The 21549-nt window shown below is 68.7% G+C and carries 20 protein-coding genes; 10 read left to right on the forward strand and 10 right to left on the reverse strand.

Annotation, left to right across the window (positions count from 1 at the left end):
* The first annotated feature begins 12 nt into the window (after positions 1-12).
* Together GW587_RS19150 and GW587_RS19155 are read left to right on the forward strand one after the other, a co-directional pair.
* Complete coding sequence (locus GW587_RS19150) at positions 13-660, forward strand: cysteine hydrolase family protein (RefSeq protein WP_166106118.1); 648 nt, start codon at positions 13-15, stop codon at positions 658-660.
* 11 nt (positions 661-671) lie between these two features.
* Positions 672-1448, forward strand: coding sequence for an alpha/beta fold hydrolase (locus GW587_RS19155; protein ID WP_207393557.1), 777 nt, complete (start codon positions 672-674; stop codon positions 1446-1448).
* A 41-nt stretch (positions 1449-1489) separates the two neighbouring features.
* Here the strand turns inward: GW587_RS19155 and GW587_RS19160 are convergent, their stop codons facing one another.
* Together GW587_RS19160 and GW587_RS19165 are read right to left on the reverse strand one after the other, a co-directional pair.
* On the reverse strand, positions 1490-2497 hold the full coding sequence (locus GW587_RS19160) for an alpha/beta fold hydrolase (RefSeq protein WP_166106122.1): 1008 nt from the start codon (positions 2495-2497) through the stop codon (positions 1490-1492).
* 92 nt (positions 2498-2589) lie between these two features.
* Positions 2590-3339, reverse strand: coding sequence for an SDR family NAD(P)-dependent oxidoreductase (locus GW587_RS19165; protein WP_166106124.1), 750 nt, complete (start codon positions 3337-3339; stop codon positions 2590-2592).
* 122 nt (positions 3340-3461) lie between these two features.
* Between GW587_RS19165 and GW587_RS19170 the strand changes: the two genes are divergently transcribed.
* Positions 3462-4394, forward strand: a complete 933-nt coding sequence (locus tag GW587_RS19170) for a LysR family transcriptional regulator (protein ID WP_166106126.1) — start codon at positions 3462-3464, stop codon at positions 4392-4394.
* Here the strand turns inward: GW587_RS19170 and GW587_RS19175 are convergent.
* On the reverse strand, positions 4354-7383 hold the full coding sequence (locus GW587_RS19175) for a ligand-binding sensor domain-containing protein (RefSeq protein ID WP_166106127.1): 3030 nt from the start codon (positions 7381-7383) through the stop codon (positions 4354-4356). The two genes, GW587_RS19170 and GW587_RS19175, sit on opposite strands and share 41 nt — an antisense overlap.
* 171 nt (positions 7384-7554) lie before the next feature.
* Between GW587_RS19175 and GW587_RS19180 the strand changes: the two genes are divergently transcribed.
* The 4 genes from GW587_RS19180 to GW587_RS19195 are packed head-to-tail and all read left to right on the forward strand — an operon-like array spanning position 7555 to position 10793.
* On the forward strand, positions 7555-7818 hold the full coding sequence (locus GW587_RS19180) for a XapX domain-containing protein (RefSeq protein ID WP_166106128.1): 264 nt from the start codon (positions 7555-7557) through the stop codon (positions 7816-7818).
* A complete protein-coding gene (locus tag GW587_RS19185; protein WP_166106129.1) occupies positions 7818-9734 on the forward strand; it encodes an amidohydrolase in 1917 nt (638 codons plus the stop codon). The genes GW587_RS19180 and GW587_RS19185 overlap by 1 nt, the downstream gene beginning before the upstream one ends.
* The gene (locus tag GW587_RS19190; RefSeq protein WP_166106130.1) at positions 9734-10150 is read left to right on the forward strand and encodes a DoxX family protein; all 417 of its coding nucleotides are present in this window, start codon (positions 9734-9736) and stop codon (positions 10148-10150) included. The genes GW587_RS19185 and GW587_RS19190 overlap by 1 nt, the downstream gene beginning before the upstream one ends.
* Entirely contained in the window at positions 10137-10793 is a 657-nt protein-coding gene (locus tag GW587_RS19195; RefSeq protein ID WP_166106132.1) for a YoaK family protein, read from the forward strand. Before GW587_RS19190 ends, GW587_RS19195 begins: the two co-directional genes overlap by 14 nt.
* Positions 10794-10797: 4 nt before the next feature.
* On the opposite strand, the gene GW587_RS19200 is transcribed toward GW587_RS19195, so the two are convergent.
* Complete coding sequence (locus tag GW587_RS19200; protein ID WP_308495394.1) at positions 10798-11430, reverse strand: response regulator; 633 nt, start codon at positions 11428-11430, stop codon at positions 10798-10800.
* A gap of 44 nt (positions 11431-11474) precedes the next feature.
* Entirely contained in the window at positions 11475-12416 is a 942-nt protein-coding gene (locus GW587_RS19205; protein ID WP_166106136.1) for an MBL fold metallo-hydrolase, read from the reverse strand.
* Positions 12417-12537: 121 nt separating this feature from the next.
* Between GW587_RS19205 and GW587_RS19210 the strand changes: the two genes are divergently transcribed.
* On the forward strand, positions 12538-13512 hold the full coding sequence (locus GW587_RS19210; RefSeq protein WP_166106137.1) for a LysR family transcriptional regulator: 975 nt from the start codon (positions 12538-12540) through the stop codon (positions 13510-13512).
* Positions 13513-13527: 15 nt separating this feature from the next.
* On the opposite strand, the gene GW587_RS19215 is transcribed toward GW587_RS19210, so the two are convergent.
* The 5 genes from GW587_RS19215 to GW587_RS19235 form a co-directional block, all read right to left on the reverse strand.
* Positions 13528-14463, reverse strand: coding sequence for a tetratricopeptide repeat protein (locus GW587_RS19215; protein WP_166106139.1), 936 nt, complete (start codon positions 14461-14463; stop codon positions 13528-13530).
* A 41-nt stretch (positions 14464-14504) separates the two neighbouring features.
* Positions 14505-15764, reverse strand: a complete 1260-nt coding sequence (locus tag GW587_RS19220; protein ID WP_166106141.1) for a D-amino acid dehydrogenase — start codon at positions 15762-15764, stop codon at positions 14505-14507.
* A 45-nt stretch (positions 15765-15809) separates the two neighbouring features.
* Entirely contained in the window at positions 15810-17669 is a 1860-nt protein-coding gene (locus GW587_RS19225; protein WP_166106143.1) for a DUF885 domain-containing protein, read from the reverse strand.
* Between the two features lie 81 nt (positions 17670-17750).
* Positions 17751-18458 (reverse strand): glutamine amidotransferase, encoded by a 708-nt coding sequence (locus tag GW587_RS19230; protein ID WP_166106145.1) that lies wholly within the window; start codon positions 18456-18458, stop codon positions 17751-17753.
* Positions 18459-18495: 37 nt separating this feature from the next.
* Positions 18496-20016, reverse strand: coding sequence for an FAD-dependent oxidoreductase (locus GW587_RS19235; protein WP_166106147.1), 1521 nt, complete (start codon positions 20014-20016; stop codon positions 18496-18498).
* Between the two features lie 104 nt (positions 20017-20120).
* On the opposite strand from GW587_RS19235, the gene bla reads away from it, so the two are divergent.
* Together bla and GW587_RS19245 are read left to right on the forward strand one after the other, a co-directional pair.
* Positions 20121-20981 (forward strand): class A beta-lactamase, encoded by an 861-nt coding sequence (bla, locus tag GW587_RS19240; protein ID WP_166106149.1) that lies wholly within the window; start codon positions 20121-20123, stop codon positions 20979-20981.
* Positions 20982-21013: 32 nt separating this feature from the next.
* The gene (locus tag GW587_RS19245; RefSeq protein WP_207393558.1) at positions 21014-21544 is read left to right on the forward strand and encodes a hypothetical protein; all 531 of its coding nucleotides are present in this window, start codon (positions 21014-21016) and stop codon (positions 21542-21544) included.
* Positions 21545-21549 lie beyond the last annotated feature (5 nt).

Consider the following 21549-nt stretch of genomic DNA (forward strand, 5'->3'; position numbering starts at 1 on the left):
AAAGGCCACACCATGAGCTCCACTACTTACGCAGCCGACCGCACCGCGCTGTTGATCGTCGATCCGTACAACGACTTCATGAGCGAGGGCGGCAAGCTGTATAACGCCATCAAGGAGACCGCCGACGCGTCCGGCCTGTACGACAACCTGCGCAAGATCATCCCGACGGTGCGCGCCGCCGGCATCCAGGTCGTGATCGTGCCGCACCACCGTTCGCACCAGCACGGCGACGATTACGCCGGCTGGCGTCACGTCAACATGTTCCAGGCCAGGAATGCGCCGCTGAAGGCGTTCGAGGCCGGCACCTGGGGCGGCGAGTTCAATCCCGAGTTCGGCCCGCAACCTGGCGACATCGTGGCCAAGGAGCATTGGGCGCAGAACGGTTTCGCCAACACCGACCTGGATATGCAACTGAAACAGCGCGGCATCCAGAAGATCATCATGGTCGGCCTGATCGCCAACAGCTGCATCGAAGCGACCGCGCGCTATGGCATGGAGCTGGGCTACCACGTCACGCTGGTGCCCGACGCCACCGCCGCGTTCAGCCCGGCCGGCATGGAAGCGGCGGCGCAGAACGCGCCGATGTTCGCGCACGCCATCGTTAGCACCGCCGAACTGCTGGCGCAGCTGCCGCCGGCCAAGACCGCCGCGGTGTTCTGAGCATGGGCGCCATGACCGTTATGCGCGGCGCGCTGATCGGCGGCGTGTTCGGCGCCGCCGCGCTGCTGGCGCCATCCATCGCCTCGGCCCAGGTGCAGGCGCCGCAGGCCGTCAAGACCGTGGTGCTGGTGCACGGCGCCTGGGCCGACGGCTCCAGCTGGAACAAGGTGATTCCGCTGCTGGAGGCCACGGGCCTGCGCGTGGTCAGCGTACAGCATCCGCTGACCTCGATCGCCGACGACGTCGCCGCCACCAACCGTCTGATCGATGCGCAGGAGGGGCCGGTGCTGCTGGTCGGGCACTCGTACGGCGGGGTGGTGATCACCGAGGCCGGGGTCCATCCCAAGGTCGCCGGACTGGTCTACGTGGCGGCGTTCGCGCCGGACGCGGGCGAGACCGTCGGCGCCGTCTCCGCGCCGTACGGCAACACGCCGGCCATCGCCGAGATCTGTCCGCTCAAGGACGGCTTCCTGGTGTTGTCGCCGAAGGGCGTGGCGGAGGACTTCGCCCAGGACTTGCCGGCCGCCGAGCAAAGGCTGCTGGCGGCCACGCAAGGGCCGGTGCAGGGCGCCGTGCTGGGCACGCCGTTGAAGGCCGCCGCCTGGCGCGTCAAACCAAGCTGGGCGGTGATCGCCGCGAACGACCGCACCATCGCGCCGCAGCAGGAAATCGACGGCGCCCGGCGCATGGGCGCCAGGACGCTGACCCTCTCCAGCAGCCATGTGGCGATGCTGGCCAAGCCGAAGGAAGTGGCGGCCTTCATCGCCGAAGCGGCCGCCGGCAAGTAGTCCCGGGCCGGCGCGCGCCGGTGCGCGCCGGTTTGTCGTGACTACGGTTGCGCCGCGCCGAGGAAGTCCAGCATGGCCTTGAGCACCTGCGCCGGCTGTTCCTCCTGCACGAAGTGGCCGCTGTCCTCGATCTTCACGGCGCGCAGGCGCGGCGCCTTCTTCTCCATCACCGCCGTCAGCCGCTTGAAGCCCGGCGCGCCCAGCGCCAGCACCGGCATCGGCAGCGGTTGGTAATCGCGGTCGTCGATGATGTCCTGGGTGAAGGCCTGATACCAGCCGTTGCTGGCGCGGATCGCGTCGGCGCTGTTGTAGGCGGCCTCGTAGACGGCGCGGTCGCGCGCATCGATCGCTTCCTCGTGCAGCGCCATGTAGGTGTAGAACCATTCCTGTTCCAGCCGCACCCGTCCGGCCAGCAGCTTCTCCGGCAGGCCCTTGACCTGGTGGAAGGCGAACCACCACAGATAGGCGTGGTCGGGATCGATCTTGTCGTGGAAGGTGCCGTGCTGCGGCAGCATCGGCAGTTTCAGCAGGCTGTCGGTCGACGGCGCCACGTCCATCAGCACCAGTTTGCGGGTCGCCTGGGGGAAGTTGGCGGCGTAGCTGTAGGCCACCTGCGAGCCGATGTCGTGGCCGGCGATATGGGCCGAGCTGTAGCCCAGTTGGTGCACCAGGCCGAGGATATCGGCCGCCATGGTCTTCTTGTCGTAGCCGCCGTCCGGGCGGCCGGACGCGCCCTGGCCGCGCATGTCGACCGCGATCACGGTGTAGTGCTTGGCCAGCTCGGGCATGATCTTGTGGTAGCCCCACCAGGTTTCGGGCCAGCCCGGCAGCAGCACCAGCGGCTCGCCCTGGCCGCCCATCACGTAATGCAGGGCGATGCCGTTGACCACCGCCTGCGCGCTTTGGAAGCCGGGCAGGGTGCGCAGCAGCGCCTGGTCGGAGATGTCGGCCGCGCCGACGACGCTTTGGGCGGATGCATGCAGTGGCGTCAGCGCGGCCAGCGCGGCGATGGCGACCGCCTTCTTGGTCGTGAGTAGGAGATTTTTCATGGAAGCCTCAAGGTTGGCCTGCGGGATTGCAGGCGCGAACCATATTAGCTTCAATTATTGAAGTTTAAAAGTGGTCTAACAGGAGAGCGCGATCAGATCTGCCGCTGGCCGCCGTCGACAAACAATTCGATGCCGTTGACGAAGCTGGCATCGTCCGACGCCAAAAACACCGCCGCCTTGGCGATTTCGTCGGGGTCGCCGACCCGGCCCAGCGGAATCAGCGTCGCCAGATGGTCGAGGAAGCCTTGCTGTTGATCCGCGTCGGTGCCGACCAGTTCGACCAGTCCGGGCGTCTTGACCGGGCCCGGACTGAGGGTGTTGACGCGGATGCCGCGACCCTTCAGGTCGAGGATCCAGTTGCGGGCGAAGGCGCGCACCGCCGCCTTGGACGCCGCATACACGCTGAAGGCTTCGGTGCCGCCGCTGGCCGCGGTCGACCCGGTCAGGATCACCGACGACCCCCGGCCCAACAGCGGCAACGCGGTCTGCACGGTGAACAGCGTGCCTTTGACATTGCGCGCGAAGGTGTCGTCGAAGTGCGCCTCGGTGATCTGGCCCAGCGGCAGCAGCGAGCCGCCGCCGGCGTTGGCCACCAGGACGTCGAGCTTGCCGTGTTGCGCCTTGACGTGATCGAACAGCGCCTGCAGCTGCGCCAGGTCCGCCGAGTCGACGCGCGCCGCTTCGGCGCCGCCGCCGATGGTCCGCACCGCCGCATCCAGTTCCGCCTGGCGCCGGCCGGTGATGTAGACCTTGGCGCCTTCGCCGACGAAACGCCGGGCGATGGCCAGGCCGATGCCGGTGCTGCCGCCGGTGATCACAACTACTTTTTCCGCGAGTTTCATGATGTTCCTCTGGTGATTGAAAACGTGACGGCAGTGTGCGCCGCCGAGGCCGGTCCGATAAGACAGGCGGCGCTCATATCATCTATGCTTTAATTGCATGAATCGTGGATAAAGGTTGAGAAATGAATAAATTGCTATGGATGCATTGCTTTGTCCGCGCGGTCGAGACCGGGAGTTTTTCGGCGGTGGCGCGCGAGCTGGGCATCGGGCAGCCCAACGTCAGCCGTCATATCGCCTCACTGGAAAAGGAACTGGACACGCGCCTGATCCACCGTTCGACGCGCCAGCTGGTGCCGACTCCCGAGGGGCAGCGCTACTACACGCAGGCGCGCCAGGCGCTGGATGTCATCGCGCAAGCCGAGTCGGACGCGCGCGGGCAGGAGAACCCGCACGGACTGTTGCGCGTCGCTTGCGCGCCCGGCTTCGGAACGGAAAAGATCATCCCGGCGATGCCGGCGTTCGCGGCGCGCTATCCGGATGTGGAATTGGAGTTTCGCTTCGGCGACGAGTACATCGACCTGGTTGCTCAAGGCGTGGATGTCGCGCTACGCGGCGGGGCGCTCAAGGACAGCGCGCTGCGGGCGCGGCGCATCGGCACGTCCGAGCGCATCTGCGTCGCCAGCGCGGCGTATCTGGACCGGCATGGCGTGCCGCAGCATCCCGCCGAGCTGCTGCGGCACCAGTGCATCATCTACACCTTGATGGCGGGCGGCGGCGGTTGGCCGTTCCGCGACGGCGAGGTGCACGTGTCGGGGCGCTTGCGGCTCAACAGCCTGGAGGGCATCCGCCGGGCGGTGCTGGAGCACATCGGCATCGCCTACCTGCCTTCCTGGATGGTGGTGAAGGAGCTGCGCAGCGGCGAGCTGAGGGCGCTGCTTGGCGAACATGCGGCCGCGCGTTCGCCGCTGAATGCCGTGTATTCGGCGGAGCGCCTGTTGCCGCGTCGCGCGGCCGTCTTCATCGACTTTGTCGCGGAGCTGTGTGCCGCCACGCCGGGCCTCGATGGCGGAACGCTCAGGCCGCCTCTCGCGTCAGCCAGCGCCGCAGCGGACTGAGCTTGTGTTGCACCGCGTAGGCCGCCGCCGCCGAGGCCGTGATCCGCACCGCCGTGCCCAGGCTGGGCCGGCTCCACAGCTCCAGGGTCGTGCCCAGCTTGGCGGCGCGTTCGCGCATGCCGGTCAGGCCCCAGTGGCCGGGGCGCGAGCCGTCGGCCATGATCGTGTCGGCGATGCCGTTGCCGTTGTCGCGCACCTGCAAGGTGACGTGGTCGGCGCCGTAGCCCAGCTCCAGCTCGATGCGGCCGGCGCTGGCGTGGCGGAAGGCGTTGAGCAGCGCTTCGCGGCCGATGTGGTACAGGTGCTCGCCGGCGTCGTCCTTCAGCGCGGCCGGCTGGCCGGTGACGATCAGCACGAAGCTGGCCGCGTGCTGCTCGCGCAGTTGCTGCCCCAGCTCGCCGAACAGCCGTTGCAGGTCGTGCTGGTACTGGTTGACGTTGCGCAGGCCGTTGACCTGGTTGCGCCCCTCGGCCAGCACCTGGTCCGACTGGTCGAGGATTTTTTCCACCAGCGCGCGCGCCTCGCCGTCCGGGGGCAGCCGCACCAGCAGCGTGTGCATGCGCAGCATCAGCCCCTGCACGCTTTGCAGGAAGGTGTCGTGCAGCGCGCGGGCGATGCGCTCGCGTTCGTCGGCCCGCTCCTCGATGCGCTGGCGCAGCTGGCGCGTCACCTCGCGCAGGCGCCAGCGGTACAGCAAGCCCAGCGCCGCCACCGCGCCGAGCGCGCACAGCAGCTTGAACCAGAGGGTTTGCACGAAGGTCGGCGGGATCACGAACGCCAGCTCGGCCTCGCGCGGGCTCCAGACGCCGTCCTCGTTGGCGGCCACCACGCGGAAGCGGTAGCTGCCCGGCGCCAGATTGGTGTAGAACGCCTGGCGCCGCGCGCCCGGATCCTGCCAGTCGAGGTCGACGCCGTCGAGCCGGTAGCGGAAGCGCACCCGCTCCGGCATGCTCAGGTTGAGCGCGGTGAAGTCGAGCCGCAGGCCGCTGGTGGACTTGGGCAGCTCCAGGCCGGGCAGGGGACTGTAGCGCTGCTCGCCCACCGCCACACCCTGCACCAGCACCTGCGGCGGCACCGGGTTGCGGCTGATGCGCGACGGGTCGATCCAGTTGATGCGGTTGGCGCTGGCCATCCACAGCAGGCCGTCGTCGGCCATCACCAGCGACGGCATCGGCCGCAGCTGCGAGGCCGCGCCCAGCAGGCCGTCGTGGGCGTCGAAGCGTTCGTAGTCGACCTCGACGCTCGGCTGCGGCCGCCGCAGCGCCGGCTCCAGCTGGTCGGCGCCGATCCGGCTCAGGCCTTCGGTGCCGAACAGCCACAGGTCGCCCAGCGCGGTGCGGGCGATGCCGGAGACGCCGCGGAACGCTTCGCCCTGGCGGCCGTGCAGCGTGACGAAGCGGCCGCCGTCGAACCAGGCGACGCCGCGCTCGCCGCCGACCCAGAGCCGCTCGCCGTCGCGGTACAGGGCCAGCACGATGCCGACCTCCAGCCCCTGCTCGGTGCCGTAGTGGGTGATCTGGCGGCTGCGGATGCGGGTGATGCGGTTGCGGATGTAGCCGGCCCACAGCGTGCCGTCCGCCTCGCCGGCCAGGCTGGTGGGGAATTCGCCGGGCAGGCCGCCCTGGTGCCGCCATTGCCCGTCCTTCAGCAGGTACAGCCCGGCGCGCACCACCGAGACCCACAGCCCGCCGTCCGGCGCGGCGCTCATCGCCTGCACCTCGTAGCTTTGCGCCTGCGGCGGCAGCGGGTAGCGGGTGGGGACGCCGGCGCCGGCGCGGCCGCCGACCCGCCACACGGCGTTGGCGTTGCCGGCCCATAGCACGCCGTGCGGATCGCGGTACAGTGCCGAGGCCTGGTCGTCCAGCACGCTGCCGCGCACGCCGTCCGGGCCGAGCGCGCGCAGCATGCCGACCCGGTCGCCGGCCCAGATGCCGCCGCCGGGCGCGGGCGCGATCGCCGGGTAGTTGAATTGCGCGTGCAGCGGCAGGGTCAGCAGGCGGTTGCGGCGGAAGCGGTCCAGCCCGGCCGAGGTGCCGATCCAGACATTGCCTTCGCGATCCTGCAGGAAGCTTTGCGCCAGTCCGCCGCCCAGCTCCAGCAGTTGCGGCGCGTCGTGGCCGGAGGCTGCGGTCGGGTTCGGCCTGCGCTCGACGTCGCCGCCGCGAAACAGCCACATATTGCCGTCGCGGTCGAAGTGCATGCCGTTGCCGTGCAGCGCCGGCCGGGCCGGCTGCTGGCCGGCCGGCGCCTGCGGCAGCATGCGGTAGATCTTGTCGGCGTCGCTGCCCCAGACCGTGCCGTCGGGCGCCAGCGCCAGGGCGCTGATGTCGCGCCGCGGCCACGCCGGCTGGAACGGCTCGTCGCCGTCCGGCCGGCTGTAGACGCCACCCTGCATCGCCACCCATTGCCGGCCGGTGCGGTCGAACAGCACTTGCCGCGCGCGCCGCTGCGGCAGCCCGGCCTCGGCGCCGACGATCTCGAAGCGGCCGCCGCCGCCGGCCAGGCGCGCCAGGCCGTCGCGCGCGGTCAGCCACAGCGTGCCGTCCGGCGCCCGCACCATGCTGTTGATGGCGCCGCCGGGCAAGCCTTCGCCGGCGCCGTAGTGCCGAGCGCGGCCGTTATAGAAATGGCTGAGGCCGCCTCCCATGCGGTAGCCGACCCACAGCCCGCCCTCGGGCGAGGCGTACAGCGTGCGCACGTTGGACGAAAGCAAGGTGTTGCCGTCGACGCTGTCCATCCGTTCGAAGCGCTTGCCGTCGAAGCGGTACAGGCCGGTGCCGGCGGCCAGCCACAGCCAGCCGTCGCTGGTCTGGGCGATGCCGAGCACGTCGGTGGGGCCGTTGTCGAGCGCGCTCCAGCCGGTATGGGTGAATTGTTCCTGCAGGCGGGGCGGCACCGACGGCGACGGCTGCGCCGATGCCGCTGGGCACAGCAAGCAGCCGCACAGCAAGGCGGCATACAGCAGCGACATGGCGCGAACAAGGTTCATGGTCTGGCCTGCGGGTGGGTTACATGCATTTTACCACCCATGATGTGCTCACAATGACAACTATCGCGGCCGCCGCCTCACTCGAAAGAGTGAGTCGCCGGCTGACCTTCCCAGTGATGGCAAGCGCGCGCGCCGGCCGTACACTGTGGCGTCACCATCGAGGGGAATACCATGAAGATGTATATTGTGTCGATAGCGGTGGGCCTGTTGGTCGGCCTGATCTACGGCTTTCTGAATGTACGGTCGCCGGCGCCGCCGGTGATCGCGCTGGTCGGCCTGCTGGGGATCCTGGTGGGCGAACAGTTGCCGCCGCTGCTGCGCCAGTTGTGGCAGCCGCAGGCCCCCAAAGTGTCGTGGATCGAAGACCACGTCAAACCGCATTGTTTCGGCCAGCTGCCCACCGCGCAGAAGTCCGATGAAACCAGGAGCACCTGATGTCCCAAATTCCCGATCTGATTCTGCATCGCGGCCTGTTCACCACGCTCGACCGCGCCAATCCGCACGCCGAAGCGGTGGCGATCAAGGATGGCCGCTTCACCCACGTCGGCCGCGCCAACGAGATCATGGCGCTGGCCGGTCCGGCCACCCAGGTGGTCGACCTGCACGGCAAGCGCGTGCTGCCCGGCCTGATCGATAACCACTGCCACATCATCCGTGGCGGCTTGAACTTCAACCTGGAGCTGCGCTGGGACGGCGTGCGCAGCCTGGCCGACGCGATGGCGATGCTGAAGGCGCAAGTGGCGATCACGCCGGCGCCGCAATGGGTGCGCGTGGTGGGCGGCTTCACCGAACATCAATTCGCCGAGAAGCGGCTGCCGACCATCGCCGAACTGAACGCGGTGGCGCCGGACACGCCGGTGTTCATCCTGCACCTGTACGACCGGGCGCTGTTGAACGGCGCCGCGCTGCGCGCGGTCGGCTACACCAAGGACACGCCGGAGCCGCACGGCGGCGAGATCCTGCGCGACGGCGCCGGCAATCCGACCGGCCTGCTGCTGGCCAAGCCGAACGCCGCCATCCTGTACCAGACGCTGGCCAAGGGGCCGAAGCTGCCGCTGGAATACCAGGTCAATTCGACCCGCCACTTCATGCGCGAGCTGAATCGCCTCGGCGTCACCGGCGCCATCGACGCCGGCGGCGGCTTCCAGAACTATCCCGAGGATTACCAGGTGATCCAGCAGCTGTCCGACGCCAATCAGCTGACCATCCGCCTGGCCTACAACCTGTTCACGCAAAAGCCGCAGCAGGAGAAGGAAGACTTCCTGAACTGGACCCAGAGCGTCAAGTACCAGCAGGGCGACGACTACTTCCGCCACAACGGCGCCGGCGAGATGCTGACCTTCTCGGCGGCCGACTTCGAGGACTTCCGCCAGCCGCGCCCGGACATGCCCGACACCATGGAGGACGACCTGGAAGGCGTGATCCGCGTGCTGGCGCAGAACCGCTGGCCGTGGCGCATGCACGCCACCTACGACGAGACCATCAGCCGCGCGCTGGACGTGTTCGAGCGCGTCAACCAGGAGATTCCGCTGGAAGGCCTGAACTGGTTCTTCGACCATGCCGAGACCATCTCGCCGGCGTCGATCGACCGCATCGCCGCGCTGGGCGGCGGCGTCGCCGTGCAGCACCGCATGGCCTACCAGGGCGAATACTTCGTCGAGCGCTACGGCCACGGCGCGGCCGAGGCGACGCCGCCGATCAAGAAAATTCTGGAGGCCGGCGTCAAGGTCTCGGCCGGCACCGACGCCACCCGCGTCGCCTCCTACAATCCGTGGGTGTCGCTGGCGTGGATGATCACCGGTAAAACCGTGGGCGGCATGCAGCTGTACCCGCGCGCCAATTGCCTGGACCGCGAAACCGCGCTGCGCATGTGGACCGAGAACACCACCTGGTTCTCGAACGAGGTCGGGAAGAAGGGCCGCATCGAGGTGGGGCAGCTGGCCGACCTGATCGTGCCGGACAAGGACTTCTACGCCTGCGCCGAGAGCGAGATCTCCGACATGAGCTCGCACCTGACCATCGTCGGCGGCAAGATCGTCTACGCCGCCGGGCAGTTCGCCGGCTTCGACCAGGCGCCGCCACCGGCGATGCCGGACTGGTCGCCGGTGCGGCGCTTCGGCGGCTACGCCGGCTGGGGCGAGCAGATCGGCAACAACCGCGCCGCGCTGAAGGAACTGGAACAGCGCAAACAGCAGCAGGCGGCGCTGCGGCAGCAGCAGGCCGCCTGCGGCTGCGCCAACTCGTGCGGCGTGCACGGCCACCAGCACGCCACCGCGTGGACCAGCAAGCTGCCGATCGCCGATCTGAAAAGCTTCTGGGGTGCGCTGGGCTGCGCCTGCTGGGCGGTCTGATGGCGCTGCATTTTCCCGCGCCGTTGCGCGCGCCCTGGATCCGCTGGGTGTGTCTGTTGTTGCTGTGCTCCGCGTATCTGCAGGGCGGCCTCAACAAGCTGACCGACTTCAATGCCGCCATCGGCGAGATGCAGCACTTCGGCCTGGCGCCGGCGGCGCCGTTGGCGGCGCTGGTGATCGCGCTGGAACTGGGCGCCTCGCTGCTGGTGCTGAGCGGCTATTACCGCTGGCTGGGCGCCGGCTTCCTCGGCGTGTTCACGCTGCTGGCCACCTTCGTCGCCAACCGCTTCTGGGAGATGGCGGGCATGGAGCGCTTCATGGCCGCCAACGGCTTCTTCGAGCATCTCGGCCTGACCGGCGCCTTCCTGCTGGTGGCCTGGCTCGATATTCAGAAAGGTACTGATGGAACGAAGTGATATCAAACTCGGCACCACGCTGGGTTTCCTCGCCGGCTATGTCGACACCCTGGGCTTCGTCGGCCTGTTCGGCCTGTTCACCGCCCACGTCACCGGCAACTTCGTGCTGATCGGCCGCGCGCTGGTGCAGCCGGCGGCGGAGATCATTCCCAAGCTGCTGGTGTTCCCGGTGTTTATCCTGGCGGTCGCGCTGGCGCGGCTGTTGATCCTGTACTGGGAACGCCACGGCGGCAAGCAGCTGCGCAACAGCCTGGTGGTGCAGTTGCTGCTGCTGATCGCCACCGTCGTCTGCGCCTACGCGGCCTTGCCGATGCTGCATGCGGACGCGCCGCTGAGCCTGTTGACCGGCATGCTGTGCGCCGCCGCGATGGCGGTGCAGAACGCGTACGGCAAGCTGCTGTTGGGGAAATCGGCCGCCACCACCGTCATGACCGGCAACGTCACCACGCTGGTGATCGAGCTGGTGGATTCGCTGCGCGGCGACCCGGACGCGATCGGCCGCTGCAAGAAGCTGGTGTGGCCGGTGCTGGCGTTCGGCGCCGGCTGCATCAGCGGCGCGCTGGCGTTCGGCGTGTTCGGCTTCTTCGGCCTGCTGCTGCCGTGCGTGCTGCTGGTGGTGCTGGCCGCGGCGGCGGCCGACTAGCCGACTAGATCGTGATGATGCCGCGCTTGAGGGCGATCGTCACCGCGTGGGTGCGGTCGTTCGCGGCCAGCTTGGCCAGCACGTTCTTCATGTGAGCCTTGACGGTTTCCTCGGAAATCGTCATGCGCTCGGCGATGCGGCGGTTGGAGTTGCCGCTCGCCGCATACATTAACACTTCCATCTCGCGCGCGCTCAATGGGCCCTGGCCCATGTGCTGGGCCAGTTCCATCGCGATCTCCGGCGGGATGCAGCGCTGCCCCAGATGCACGCCGCGCACCGTGTCCAGCAGGTCCTTGCGCAGTGTGCTTTTCAACAGGAACCCCTGCGCGCCGGCCTTCACCGCGCGCAGGATCTGCGCGTCGCCCTTGTAGGTGGTCAGCATGACGACGCGGGCGCCGCCATGCTCGCCGCGAATCTGCTCCAGCGCCTTGACGCCGCACAGCTGCGGCATGGCGATATCCATGATGGTGACGTCGGGCCGCAGCGCGGCGTAGCGTTCGACCGCCTCGTTGCCGTCGCTCGCTTCGCCGACCACGCGCATGTCGGCCTGGCTGGAGATCGCCTCCGTCAGGCCGGCGCGCATCAGCGGATGGTCGTCGACGACCATCACGGTGATCGGACGGGGTGTGGTGCTCATATCCATGCGCTTATTGTAGACCGTGGTAGCTGACTGCACGCTGACTAGCGCAACTGCGTGTAGTTCACCGGCACCCAGTCGAAGGCCTTGCCGGCGCTGCGCAGGTGGCCCAGGCCGGGGAAGGCCAGGTGGCTGGCGCCGACCAGCGTGCCGTCCTTGGCCACCGCCTGGAAGGTCTTCAGGCGCGCGGCGGCGGCGGTCTTGCTGTCGCTGTCGAAGCCGATGGTCACTTCCGGATGGTCGAACTGCACCGCGCCGACGTGGATCAGGTCGCCGATCAGCAGCAGCTTCTTGCCCTTGCTTTCGACCAGGTAGGTGGTGTGGCCCGGCGTGTGGCCGTAACCGGCGTTGGCGCGAATGCCCGGCGTCAGTTCGACGCCGGCGTTGAACGGTTGCAGCCGCTGGGCCGATGCATACGGCGCCACCGACGCCATCGCGCCCTGGAAGAAGCCCTTGCTGTCGGCCGGCGCCTGGTCCAGGTTGGCCTGGCTGAGCCAGAAGTCGGTGTCGTGCTGCTCGGCGCGCACGACGGCGTTGGGGAAGGTCGCCTTGCCGTTGGCCGCGAGGCCGCCGACGTGGTCCGGGTGCAAATGGGTGATATAGATTTCATCGACCTGCTCCGGCTGATAGCCCGAGGCTTTCAGGTTGGCCAGCAGCTTGCCCAAGGTCGGGCCGAACAGGTTGCCGGCGCCGGTGTCGATCAGCACCAGCTTGCCGCCGGTGTTGACCAGGTAGCCGGTGACCGAAGTCTCCAGCGGCACGTTCAGCCACGAGCGCGCCAGTTCCTTGCCGGTGGTGGCGGCCGGCTGGTGCAGCAGCTTGTCCATCGGCAGGTCGACGGTGCCGTCGCTGATCGCTGTCACTTCGAAGTCGCCCAGCATGATGCGGAAGAAACCGGGGGCGTTGGTGCCGGCCAGCGGCGCGGCGGCGTAGGCGGGGGCGGCGAAAGCGACGGCGAGGGCGGCGGCGATACTTGCGAGTTTCATGTTGTTCTCTTGAGATTGTTGCGATAAAGCGTAGTATGCAGCTTTGCAAAAAATGGCACAATATGGAAAAAGACAAACACTATTTGCAATATCTGCAAACCGCTCTGTCGATGGAGGGACCATGATTGACTGTTTGCAATGCTTCGTTGCCGTAGTGGAAACCGGTAGCCTGTCGCGCGCGGCGGCGCAGTTGAAGATCGCGGTGTCGTCGGTGTCGCGCAAGCTCGATTCGCTGGAGGCGGAGCTGGGCGCGCGGCTGCTGCTGCGCAGTTCGCGGCAAGTGATCCTGACCGACGCCGGCGAACGCTTCCTGCCGAGGGCGCGCAGCATATTGGCGGAGCTGGCCGACGGCAAGGCGGCGGTGCAGGAACTGGACAGCGAACCGCGCGGCCTGCTGACGGTGACGGCGCCGGCCGCCTTCGGCCGCCTGCACGTTGCGCCCGCCATCGCCGTGTTCCTGCAACGCCATCCGCTGCTGGAAGTGGAGCTGCATGTCAGCGACGATGTGGTGGACCTGGCGGCGCGGCGCGTCGATGTGGCGGTGCGCGCCGGCGTGCTGCCGGCCAGCGATCTGGTGGCCACCCGGCTGGCGGGGCTGAACCGTGTGCTCAGCGCCAGCCCGGCCTATCTGGCGCGGTGCGGTTGGCCGCAATCGCCGTTGGACCTGTTGCAGCATCAGTGCCTGACGGTGACCGGTCGTTCGGCGCCGCGCGGCTGGTGGCGTTTCGAGGGCGTCAACCAGAACCAGCCGCTGGCGGTGAAGGGCAAGCTGCGCTGCGACGATACCGACTCGCTGCTGCACGCGGCGATCGGCGGCGCCGGCATCGTGCACCTGGCGAACTGGCTGGTCAGCGACGCCATCGTCGCCGGCCAACTGGTGCCGGTGTTCCCGATGGACCCGGTGCGGCGCGACGCGGTGCCGCCGCGGCGCGATCCGGGCGAGTCGGCGATCCACGCGGTGCACATGCCGGGCCGCTCCAACCAGGCCAAGGCCCAGCTGCTGATACGTCATTTGAGGGAGTATTTCGGCGATCCGCCGTATTGGGATCTGGCGATGGAAGCTGCCGGGGCGGGCGAGCGCCGCGCCCCGTTGTAGAACCAGATGGTGCGATCAGTCCCAGTCGCCGCCACCGCCGCCGCTATCGCCGCCGCCGCCGCCGGAATCGTCCCAGCCGCCGTCGCTGACGCCGAAGTTGTTGCCGCCCATGTCGTCGCGGCGTAGCAGCTCGTCCGGATTATCGTAGACGATATCGTTGCGCGGCTGGTCATGGTTGCCCGAGCTGTCGCCATGGCTGCCGCCGGTGAACTGGCGTGCGATCGCTTCGCCCGCCACCAGCCCGGCGCCGAGCGCGGCGCCGGTCGCCAGGCCGCCCATGATGCGCGAACCCATGCCGCTGCCTTGCGGCTGGCCGTAGCCCGGCTGCGGATAACCCTGCTGCGGGAAGCCGCCTTGCTGCGGATAACCGCCGGGCGGATAACCCGGTTGCGGCGCGCCGGCGTTGTAGCCGGCCGGATCGAAGCCGCCGCCGCTCTGCTGCGCGCGGCGCTGCATGAAGCGCGTCGCCAGCCAGATGAAGCCGAGCAGGCCGCCGCCGACGATCAGGATGGTGCCCCAAGGGATGCCGCCGCCGGCCGACGTCCCGGCGTTGTTGGCGTAGCCGCCGCCGTTGCTGCTGCGGGCCGGCTGCCGCTGCGAATAGTCGGCGCGCGGCTTCTGGCCTTCGGCCAGCAGCGTGCGCAATTTGGCGACCGAGGTCGGATTGACCTTCGGCAGGCCGGGCGCGAGTTCCTCGGCCTTGGCCAGCGACACCTCGGCCGCCTTGAACTTGCCTTGCTTGGCCAGCAGCTCCGCTTCGACGAAGTGCGCGCTGGCGCTGTTCGGATGGGCTTTGAGCACCTGGTCCATCATGGCCTGCGCTTCGACGTAGTTGCCCGCCTGGGCCGCCGCGTAGACTTCCTTGACGGTCGGTTCGGCGGCGAACACCGGCGCCGCCAGCGCCATGGCGCCGGCCAGCAGGGTAATGCGTGCGTATGATTTAACCTTCATGATCAAGCTCCTAGTTGTTACAGGCAACAGATGAAGGCAGTTTACGCCAATTTCAAGGGCGCCGGCGTGCGTTGCACCACAGAGCCCATGGATGACGCGATGCGCTCGGCCACCAGCTCGGCCGTGGCGGCGGACAAGGTCCAGCCCAGGTGGCCGTGGCCGGTGTTGTAGAACACGCAGGGCGCCTTGCCCGGCCCGACGCGCGGCACCAGGTCCGGCATCATCGGCCGCAGCCCGGCCCACGGCGTGATGCCGCGCGTGCTGACGCCGGGGAAGCAGCGCTGCACCCAGTCCACCAGCGGCGCGATGCGGTCGGCGCGGATGTCGCGGTTGTAGCCGTTGAACTCCGCCGTGCCGGCCACGCGCAGCCGGTCCGCGCCGAGCCGGCTGCTGACCAGTTTGGTCGCGTCGTCGACCAGGCTGACGTTGGGGGCGGCGGCGCGGCTGGCGGCGTCGTTGAGTTGCAGCGTGATCGAATAGCCTTTGACCGGATACACGTTGACATGGTCGCCCAGCTGCGCCGCCAGCGCGCGGCTGGCGGCGCCGGCGCAGATCACCACCGCGTCGTAATGGCTGGTGTCGGCCTGTTCCTGATGCAGCGTGGTGACGCTGGCGCCGTCCGCGCCGGCGCTGACGTTGACCACCTGCCGCTCGAAGCGCAGCTGCGCGCCCAGCCGCTGCGCCGCCCGCGCCAGGCCGTCGGTGAACTTGTGGATGTCGCCGCTGCTGTCGCTGTCGGTGTAGTGGCCGCCGTAGAAGTCGCCGGCCAGCGTCGGCTCGATGGCGCGCATCTCCTGCGGCGTGACGGCGCGGCGCGGCAGGCCGCCGCGCGCCAGCAGCTTGGAGACCTCGGCCGCGCGTTCGAAGCTGTCGCGGTCACGGCAAATGTGCAGGATGCCGGCGCGCTTCAGGTCGAAATCGATCTGCTCGTCCTCGGCCCAGCGGAACAGGTGCTCGCGCGCCGCCACCGCCATCCTGGCGTTGGCGATGGTGTTGTCGCGGTAGTGCGGAATGGCGGCGATGAATTCGGCGAACCACGACACTTTGTGCCAGCTTGGCTTGGGGTTGATCAGCAGCGGCGCGTCGCTGCGCAGCATCCACTGCAAGCCCTTGACGATGGTGGCGCTGTGGTTCCACACCTCGGCGTTGCAGGCGGACAGCTGGCCGCCGTTGGCGTACGAGGTTTCCATCGCCGCGTAGCGATGGCGTTCGATCAGCGTGACGGCGAAGCCGCGCTGGGCGAGGGCGTAGGCGGTGGTGACACCGGTGATGCCGCCGCCGATGATAGCGATGGTTTTCATGGGCCACCCAGCTTACAACAAAAACATCATTACTTGAATGGATATTTAAGCACGCTGTTGTTTCACAATATAGCGGTCGATCAGCGTCGGCAGCACGGTCAGCGGCACGCCGCAGCTTTGCACCAGCGCGTCGTTGAAGCCGGCCAGGTCGAACTTGCCGCCCAGCGCCGCCTTGGCGCGCTCGCGCTGGCGCAGGATCTCGTTGTGGCCCATCTTGTAACCGCAGGCCTGGCCCGGCGACACCGTGTAGCGGTCGATTTCGCTGGTCATCGCCTGCACGCCGCGCCCGGTGTTCTCGACCAGGAAGTCGATCGCCTGGCGGCGCGACCACTTCATCGCGTGCATGCCGGTGTCCACCACCAGCCGGCAGGCGCGGAACTGCTGCGCCTGCAGGTAGCCGATCTGGCTGTACGGATCGTTGGCGTACAGGCCGAATTCGTCGACCAGCTGTTCCGCATACAGCGCCCAGCCTTCGACGAAGGCGTTGAAGCCGATCAGCGACGAGATCAGCGGCAGCTCGTGCTGGTGCTCGGCCAGGTAGGCGCCTTGCCAGGCGTGGCCCGGGATGCCTTCGTGCGCGGTCAGCGTGGCGATCTCCGACTTCGGCCACAGCGTGGTCGATTTCAGGTTGATGTAGTAGATCGCCGGGCGCTTGCCGTCCAGCGAGGCGAAATTCATATAGCCCAGCGGCGCGCCGGCTTCGATATCGGCCGGCACCCGCTTGATCAGCAGCGGCGCCTTCATGTCCAGGTGCGAGATGCGTGGCATCAGCTTGCGCATCGCGTCGACGCGGTCGTTGCAATAGGCGATCAGCTGGTCGCGGCCCTTGTCGTTGTCGGCGTAGAAGCGCGCCGGATCCTTGGACAGCGCCAGCATGCGCTGGCCGACCGAGCCCTTGGTCATGCCCTGCGACTTGAGGATGGCGTCGATGCGCGATTGCAGCATCTTGTTCTGTTCCAGGCCGATGGCGTGGATCTCCCTGGCGCTGCGGTCGGTCGAGGTGCCGAGCCGCAGCGCCCACTCGTAGTAGGCCGCGCCGTCGGGCAGGCGATGCACGCCGGCGACGTCGATGGCGCCGGCGGTGAGCTTGCCGAAGCTGACCAGCTGGCGTTGCAGCGCCGGATAGACCTCGCCCTGCACCAGTTTGGTGGCGCGCGCGTGCCAGTCGCCGTCCAGGCCCAGTTTGGCGGTGCGCTCGCTGATCGAGGTCACCAGCTTTTGTCCGGCCACCGGCGTCTTGAGGAAGTCGCTCATTTGCGTCATCGCGGTGCGGCAGATGAAGTTCGGCGGCATGATGCCTTTGGCCGACTGCTCGGCGATGCGGGCGGTTTCCTGGTCCAGCATGCGCGCCATCGCGGCCACGCGTTCCAGGTAGGCCTCGGCGTCGGCGGCGTTGGCGATCGCGTGTTGCGAGTCGAGGAATTCCGGGATGCGGGTCAGCGCGCCGTCCTGCTGCGTGACCGGGAACGGCGCGGTGCCGCCGTTGAAGCCGCTGGCGGCGCCGCCGAACGGGAAGCGCAGGCCGGCGATGCCTTCCTTGGCCGCGTAGGCGATGGTGTCGTAGCGGGTTTGCGCGGTGTCGCTGAGCGCGGCGCGGTCGACGCCGCGCAGGCGGGTCTGGATCGACTTGACTTGCGTCGCCCACGCGGCGTCGCCGTCGGGACCGACGTCCTCCAGCTGCGATTTGAGTCCGGCGCGCGCGTCTTTGTCCAGTCCCAGGCCGGTGGCGCCGGTCGGCGACAGGCGCAGGATTTCGTCGGCGATCTGGTCCAGCAGCGTGGTGAAGCCGGCGTCGGCGGGGCTGGCGGCGTTGGTGGTGGCCGCCAGCGCGAAGCCTGGCAGGGCGCCGACGGCGGTGGCGGAGAGGGCGGACAGCAGCAGGTCGCGGCGGGAGAAGGTACTCATGACATCCTTTGGGTATGGGGGGAAGAATCGGCGCGAGGCCGACCTTAGCGCGGCGCCCCCATGGATGTCAATGGCTTTAGGCTAGGCCAGGCCCTTCAGCCACTCCCGCAGCATCAGCGCGCCTTGCCGCGCCAGCTGCTCGCCGTGGCGGCGGGTGCCGGCGCGCAGGTCTTCCAGATGGGCGCCGGCGTGCACCAGTTCCACCGCGTGGCCGATCAGCCACTGCTCCAGCCGCGCCGGGTCGAATTCGGGATGGCACTGGAACGCCAGGCCGTGCTTGCCGATCGCGTAGGCCTGGTGGCGGCAGGCCGGGGTCGAGGCCAGCAGCTCCGCGCCGTAGGGCAGGTCGAAGGTGTCGCCGTGCCAGTGCAGCATCGAGGTCAGGTCCGGCGCCAGATGCCGCAGCGGCGAGGCGGCGCCGGTCGCGGTCAGGCGCAGCGGCTCCCAGCCAATCTCGCGGATGCCGGAATGGACCGAGGCGTCCAGCGCCCTGGCCATCAGCTGCGCGCCCAGGCACAGGCCCAGCGTCGGCCGGTCGGCGAACAGGCGCTTGCGCAGCAGCGCGATTTCGTCGGCGAGGCAAGGATAATGGCGCACGTCGTTGACGCCGACCGGGCCGCCCAGCACGATCAGCAGGTCGGCCTCGGCGGCGGGCGCCAGGTCGTCGACGCCGGCCTCCAGGTAGCGCAGGCCGTAGCCGGCGGCGGCCAGCGGTGCGGCAAAGCTGCCGACGTCTTCAAACATGACGTGGCGGATGGCGACCGCGATTTTTTTTGCGGTTCTGCTCATGGTGTCTCCTCCCAAATTTTGCCTAGAATAAACTAATTCAGGGCGACTCGGCGGAAAAACGCAGCGTGAAACGGTCGGCCAGTTCGCGCAGCGCGTCGGCCTCCTGGCGCGGCAGCGCCAGCGCCACGTGCATGTCGGGGCGCACCAGATAGGCGGCGTCCTGCAGCAGCCCGGCCTGCGCGGCCGCCTCGCTCCAGGGGTAGGCCTGCAGCGGCAGGCGCAGCGCCGATGCGGCCGCCGTCAGCGCGGGTGCGGGTTGGCCGTAGACGTGCAGCTGCCAGTCCAGCGTGTGCAGCGCGGCGAAATTGTCGTGGCCATCGGCCAGCGGCAGCCACGGCAACCGGTCGCCGCCGATGATCTCGCCGGCGCGGCCGCCGCTCAGCGGGCTGTCCGGATAATGGATCTGCACCTGCGACAGCGTCTTGAACAGCGTGCGCCGCGCGGCGGCGAAGCCGGCCAGCACCGGGAACACATGCGGCAGGAGCCAGCTGCGCAACAGCTGTCCGCCCGCGCCCTGCGACACGATCAGCTGGAAGGCGCGGTCGGTGGTCACCACCAGCTTGCGCGCGAAGACGATGCGCTCGGCTTCGTAGGTATCGAGCAGCGCGGCGTCGGCGCGGCCGCGCAGCACGTGCGCCAGCTTCCACGCCAGGTTGACGGCGTCGCCGATGCCGGTGTTCATGCCCTGGCCGCCGGCCGGGCTGTGGATGTGCGCGGCGTCGCCGGCGATGAAGCAGCGGCCGGCGCGGAAGTGCGCCGCCACGCGGTGGTGCACGCGGTAGGTCGAGAACCAGTTCAGCTGGGCCACCTCGATGCCGAGCAGCGCTTCGAGCATGGTCCGCACCGCGTCGAAGCCGGCGCCCGGCGGCGCCTGCGGCGGCATGATGCCGATCAGGCGCTGCATGCCGCGCGAGCGCACCGGCAGCATCAGCGCGAAGGTGTTGGCGCCGAGGTGGCCAACCAGGTCGCGGTTGGGCGGGCCGGCGGTCTGCACGTCGGCCACGTAGTACAGATGGTCGTAGGTGCCGCCGCTGAAATCGAGTTTCAGCGATTCGCGCACCCGGCTGCGGGCGCCGTCGCAGCCGCACAGGTAGACGCTGCTGCACGGCAGGCGTTCATCGTCGCGCTTCAGCACCGCGCGCACGCCCCATTCGTCCTGCGTGAACGACTCCAGTTCGGTGTTCCATTCGACCTCGACGCCGCCGGCGCGCAGCTGCTCGACCAGGAAGCGCTCGTGGTCGTCCTGCGCGAAGGCCAGCACAAAGGGGTAGGGACTGAGGCCGGCGCCGATGTCCTTCAGCGGCAGCTGGACGATGTCCTCGCCGGCCTCGCGCAGGTGGATGGTGTCGATCTTGATGCCGAGGTTGACCACCACGTCGGCGAAGCCCAGCTGGCGGTAGAACTCCAGCGTGCGCGCATGCACCGCCATCGCGCGCGACGCTTGTCCCGGACCGCTGTTCTGGTCGATGATGCGCACGGAGACGCCTTGCCGCGCCAGGCGGATGGCGAGTACCAGGCCGGTGGGCCCGGCGCCGACGATGAGCACTTGAGTAGCCATGATCCAGTCTACATCCGCGCCGGAATGCGGTGCGCGCAATTGGCGACGCATCGCGCCCACCGCTGGTATGATTCGAGCACATCATTGATCCCGTTTTCGCTGCGATGACCCATTCTCCGTTCCGCCGTTCCCTGCTGCTGGCGCTGGCCGCCGCCCCCTTGGCCCGCGCCGCCGAGCCACCGTCGCCGGAGGCGCGATTGGCGCGGCTGGAACAGGCGTCCGGCGGGCGGCTCGGCGTGGCGGCGATCCACACCGGCGACGGCCGCGTGCTGGCGCATCGCGGCGACGAGCGCTTCCCGTTCTGCAGCACTTTCAAGATGATGCTGGCGGCGGCGGTGCTGGCGCGCGATCCGGCGCTGCTGACAAAACGCATCCGCTACACGAAGGACGACCTGGTGCCGCACGCGCCGGTCACCGCCAGGCATCTGGACGACGGCATGACGGTGGCCGAGCTGTGTGCGGCGACGCTGCAATACAGCGACAACCCGGCCGCCAATCTGCTGATGAAGCAGATCGGCGGCCCGGCGGCGGTGACCGCCTACGCGCGCTCGATCGGCGACGCCGAGTTCCGCCAGGAGCGCTGGGAGACGGAGCTCAACTCCGCCATTCCCGGCGATCCGCGCGACACCACCACGCCGGCGGCGATGGCCCGCTCGCTGCACAAGCTGGTGCTGGGCGACGCGCTGCCGCCGCCGCAGCGCCAACAGCTGAAGGACTGGATGCTGGGGAACACCACCGGCGCCACCCGCATCCGCGCCGGCGTGCCGGCCGCATGGCCGCTGGCCGACAAGACCGGCGCCGGCGACTACGGCACGGTCAACGACATCGCCGTCGTCTGGCCGCCGGGCGCGGCGCCGATCGTGCTGGCGGTCTACCTCACGCAGCCGGGCAAGGACGACAAGATCCGCCCCGAATTCCACGGCGAGGTGGCGAAGATTGTCATCGAAGCCTTCAAGGTGGGATAAACTACGCCCCTTACACATCAGCGGCACATCCCATGAACACCAAAAAACAGCCTCCGAAGACTCCCGAGGCGCCAGCCGCCAGCGGCGTCAATCCCTTCCTCGATGCCGATTTTTATGGCCGCGTGCGCGACTACACCGAGCGCGACGCCACCTTTTCCAAGGAGCTGAAGGCGATCGGCGAGACCGGCGCCGGCAAGCAGGACACCGACGCGCGCTCGGCGCCGTCGCTGGAAACCCTGCGCGGCGTGGTCAAGAAGGGCCTGCGCCTGGAGGAGATGTTGAACCGCATCGTGCAGGGCGTCGAGGGCGGCCTGTGGGAACCGTGGCTGACCGCGTTCGGCTTCGAGCTGCGCGGCGTGAACTACGCCAAGACCGGTGCGCGCAACGCCCGCCTGGCGCTGGACATGAGCCTGGGCTCGAAGGCGCACGCGCTGTTCGCCAACGCCGGCGTCGGCAACTGGCGCAGCCAGGTTGCCCGCGACTGCGCCCAGGTGCAGATCGACAAGCCGACCGAAACCACGCCGGCCAAGGCCTATGCCATCTTCTTCCTCGACGCGCCCTGAGCGGT

This window comes from Duganella aceris (genome assembly GCF_011090165.1).
Lineage (GTDB): Bacteria > Pseudomonadota > Gammaproteobacteria > Burkholderiales > Burkholderiaceae_D > Rugamonas > Rugamonas aceris.

Bases quoted from the DNA above. Each gene is read 5' to 3' on its own strand.
- GW587_RS19150 (WP_166106118.1), top strand. From the start codon at position 13: ATGAGCTCCACTACTTACGCAGCCGACCGCACCGCGCTGTTGATCGTC.
- GW587_RS19155 (WP_207393557.1), top strand. From the start codon at position 672: ATGACCGTTATGCGCGGCGCGCTGATCGGCGGCGTGTTCGGCGCCGCC.
- GW587_RS19160 (WP_166106122.1), bottom strand. From the start codon at position 2,497: ATGAAAAATCTCCTACTCACGACCAAGAAGGCGGTCGCCATCGCCGCG.
- GW587_RS19165 (WP_166106124.1), bottom strand. From the start codon at position 3,339: ATGAAACTCGCGGAAAAAGTAGTTGTGATCACCGGCGGCAGCACCGGC.
- GW587_RS19170 (WP_166106126.1), top strand. From the start codon at position 3,462: ATGAATAAATTGCTATGGATGCATTGCTTTGTCCGCGCGGTCGAGACC.
- GW587_RS19175 (WP_166106127.1), bottom strand. From the start codon at position 7,383: ATGAACCTTGTTCGCGCCATGTCGCTGCTGTATGCCGCCTTGCTGTGC.
- GW587_RS19180 (WP_166106128.1), top strand. From the start codon at position 7,555: ATGAAGATGTATATTGTGTCGATAGCGGTGGGCCTGTTGGTCGGCCTG.
- GW587_RS19185 (WP_166106129.1), top strand. From the start codon at position 7,818: ATGTCCCAAATTCCCGATCTGATTCTGCATCGCGGCCTGTTCACCACG.
- GW587_RS19190 (WP_166106130.1), top strand. From the start codon at position 9,734: ATGGCGCTGCATTTTCCCGCGCCGTTGCGCGCGCCCTGGATCCGCTGG.
- GW587_RS19195 (WP_166106132.1), top strand. From the start codon at position 10,137: ATGGAACGAAGTGATATCAAACTCGGCACCACGCTGGGTTTCCTCGCC.
- GW587_RS19200 (WP_308495394.1), bottom strand. From the start codon at position 11,430: ATGAGCACCACACCCCGTCCGATCACCGTGATGGTCGTCGACGACCAT.
- GW587_RS19205 (WP_166106136.1), bottom strand. From the start codon at position 12,416: ATGAAACTCGCAAGTATCGCCGCCGCCCTCGCCGTCGCTTTCGCCGCC.
- GW587_RS19210 (WP_166106137.1), top strand. From the start codon at position 12,538: ATGATTGACTGTTTGCAATGCTTCGTTGCCGTAGTGGAAACCGGTAGC.
- GW587_RS19215 (WP_166106139.1), bottom strand. From the start codon at position 14,463: ATGAAGGTTAAATCATACGCACGCATTACCCTGCTGGCCGGCGCCATG.
- GW587_RS19220 (WP_166106141.1), bottom strand. From the start codon at position 15,764: ATGAAAACCATCGCTATCATCGGCGGCGGCATCACCGGTGTCACCACC.
- GW587_RS19225 (WP_166106143.1), bottom strand. From the start codon at position 17,669: ATGAGTACCTTCTCCCGCCGCGACCTGCTGCTGTCCGCCCTCTCCGCC.
- GW587_RS19230 (WP_166106145.1), bottom strand. From the start codon at position 18,458: ATGAGCAGAACCGCAAAAAAAATCGCGGTCGCCATCCGCCACGTCATG.
- GW587_RS19235 (WP_166106147.1), bottom strand. From the start codon at position 20,016: ATGGCTACTCAAGTGCTCATCGTCGGCGCCGGGCCCACCGGCCTGGTA.
- bla (WP_166106149.1), top strand. From the start codon at position 20,121: ATGACCCATTCTCCGTTCCGCCGTTCCCTGCTGCTGGCGCTGGCCGCC.
- GW587_RS19245 (WP_207393558.1), top strand. From the start codon at position 21,014: ATGAACACCAAAAAACAGCCTCCGAAGACTCCCGAGGCGCCAGCCGCC.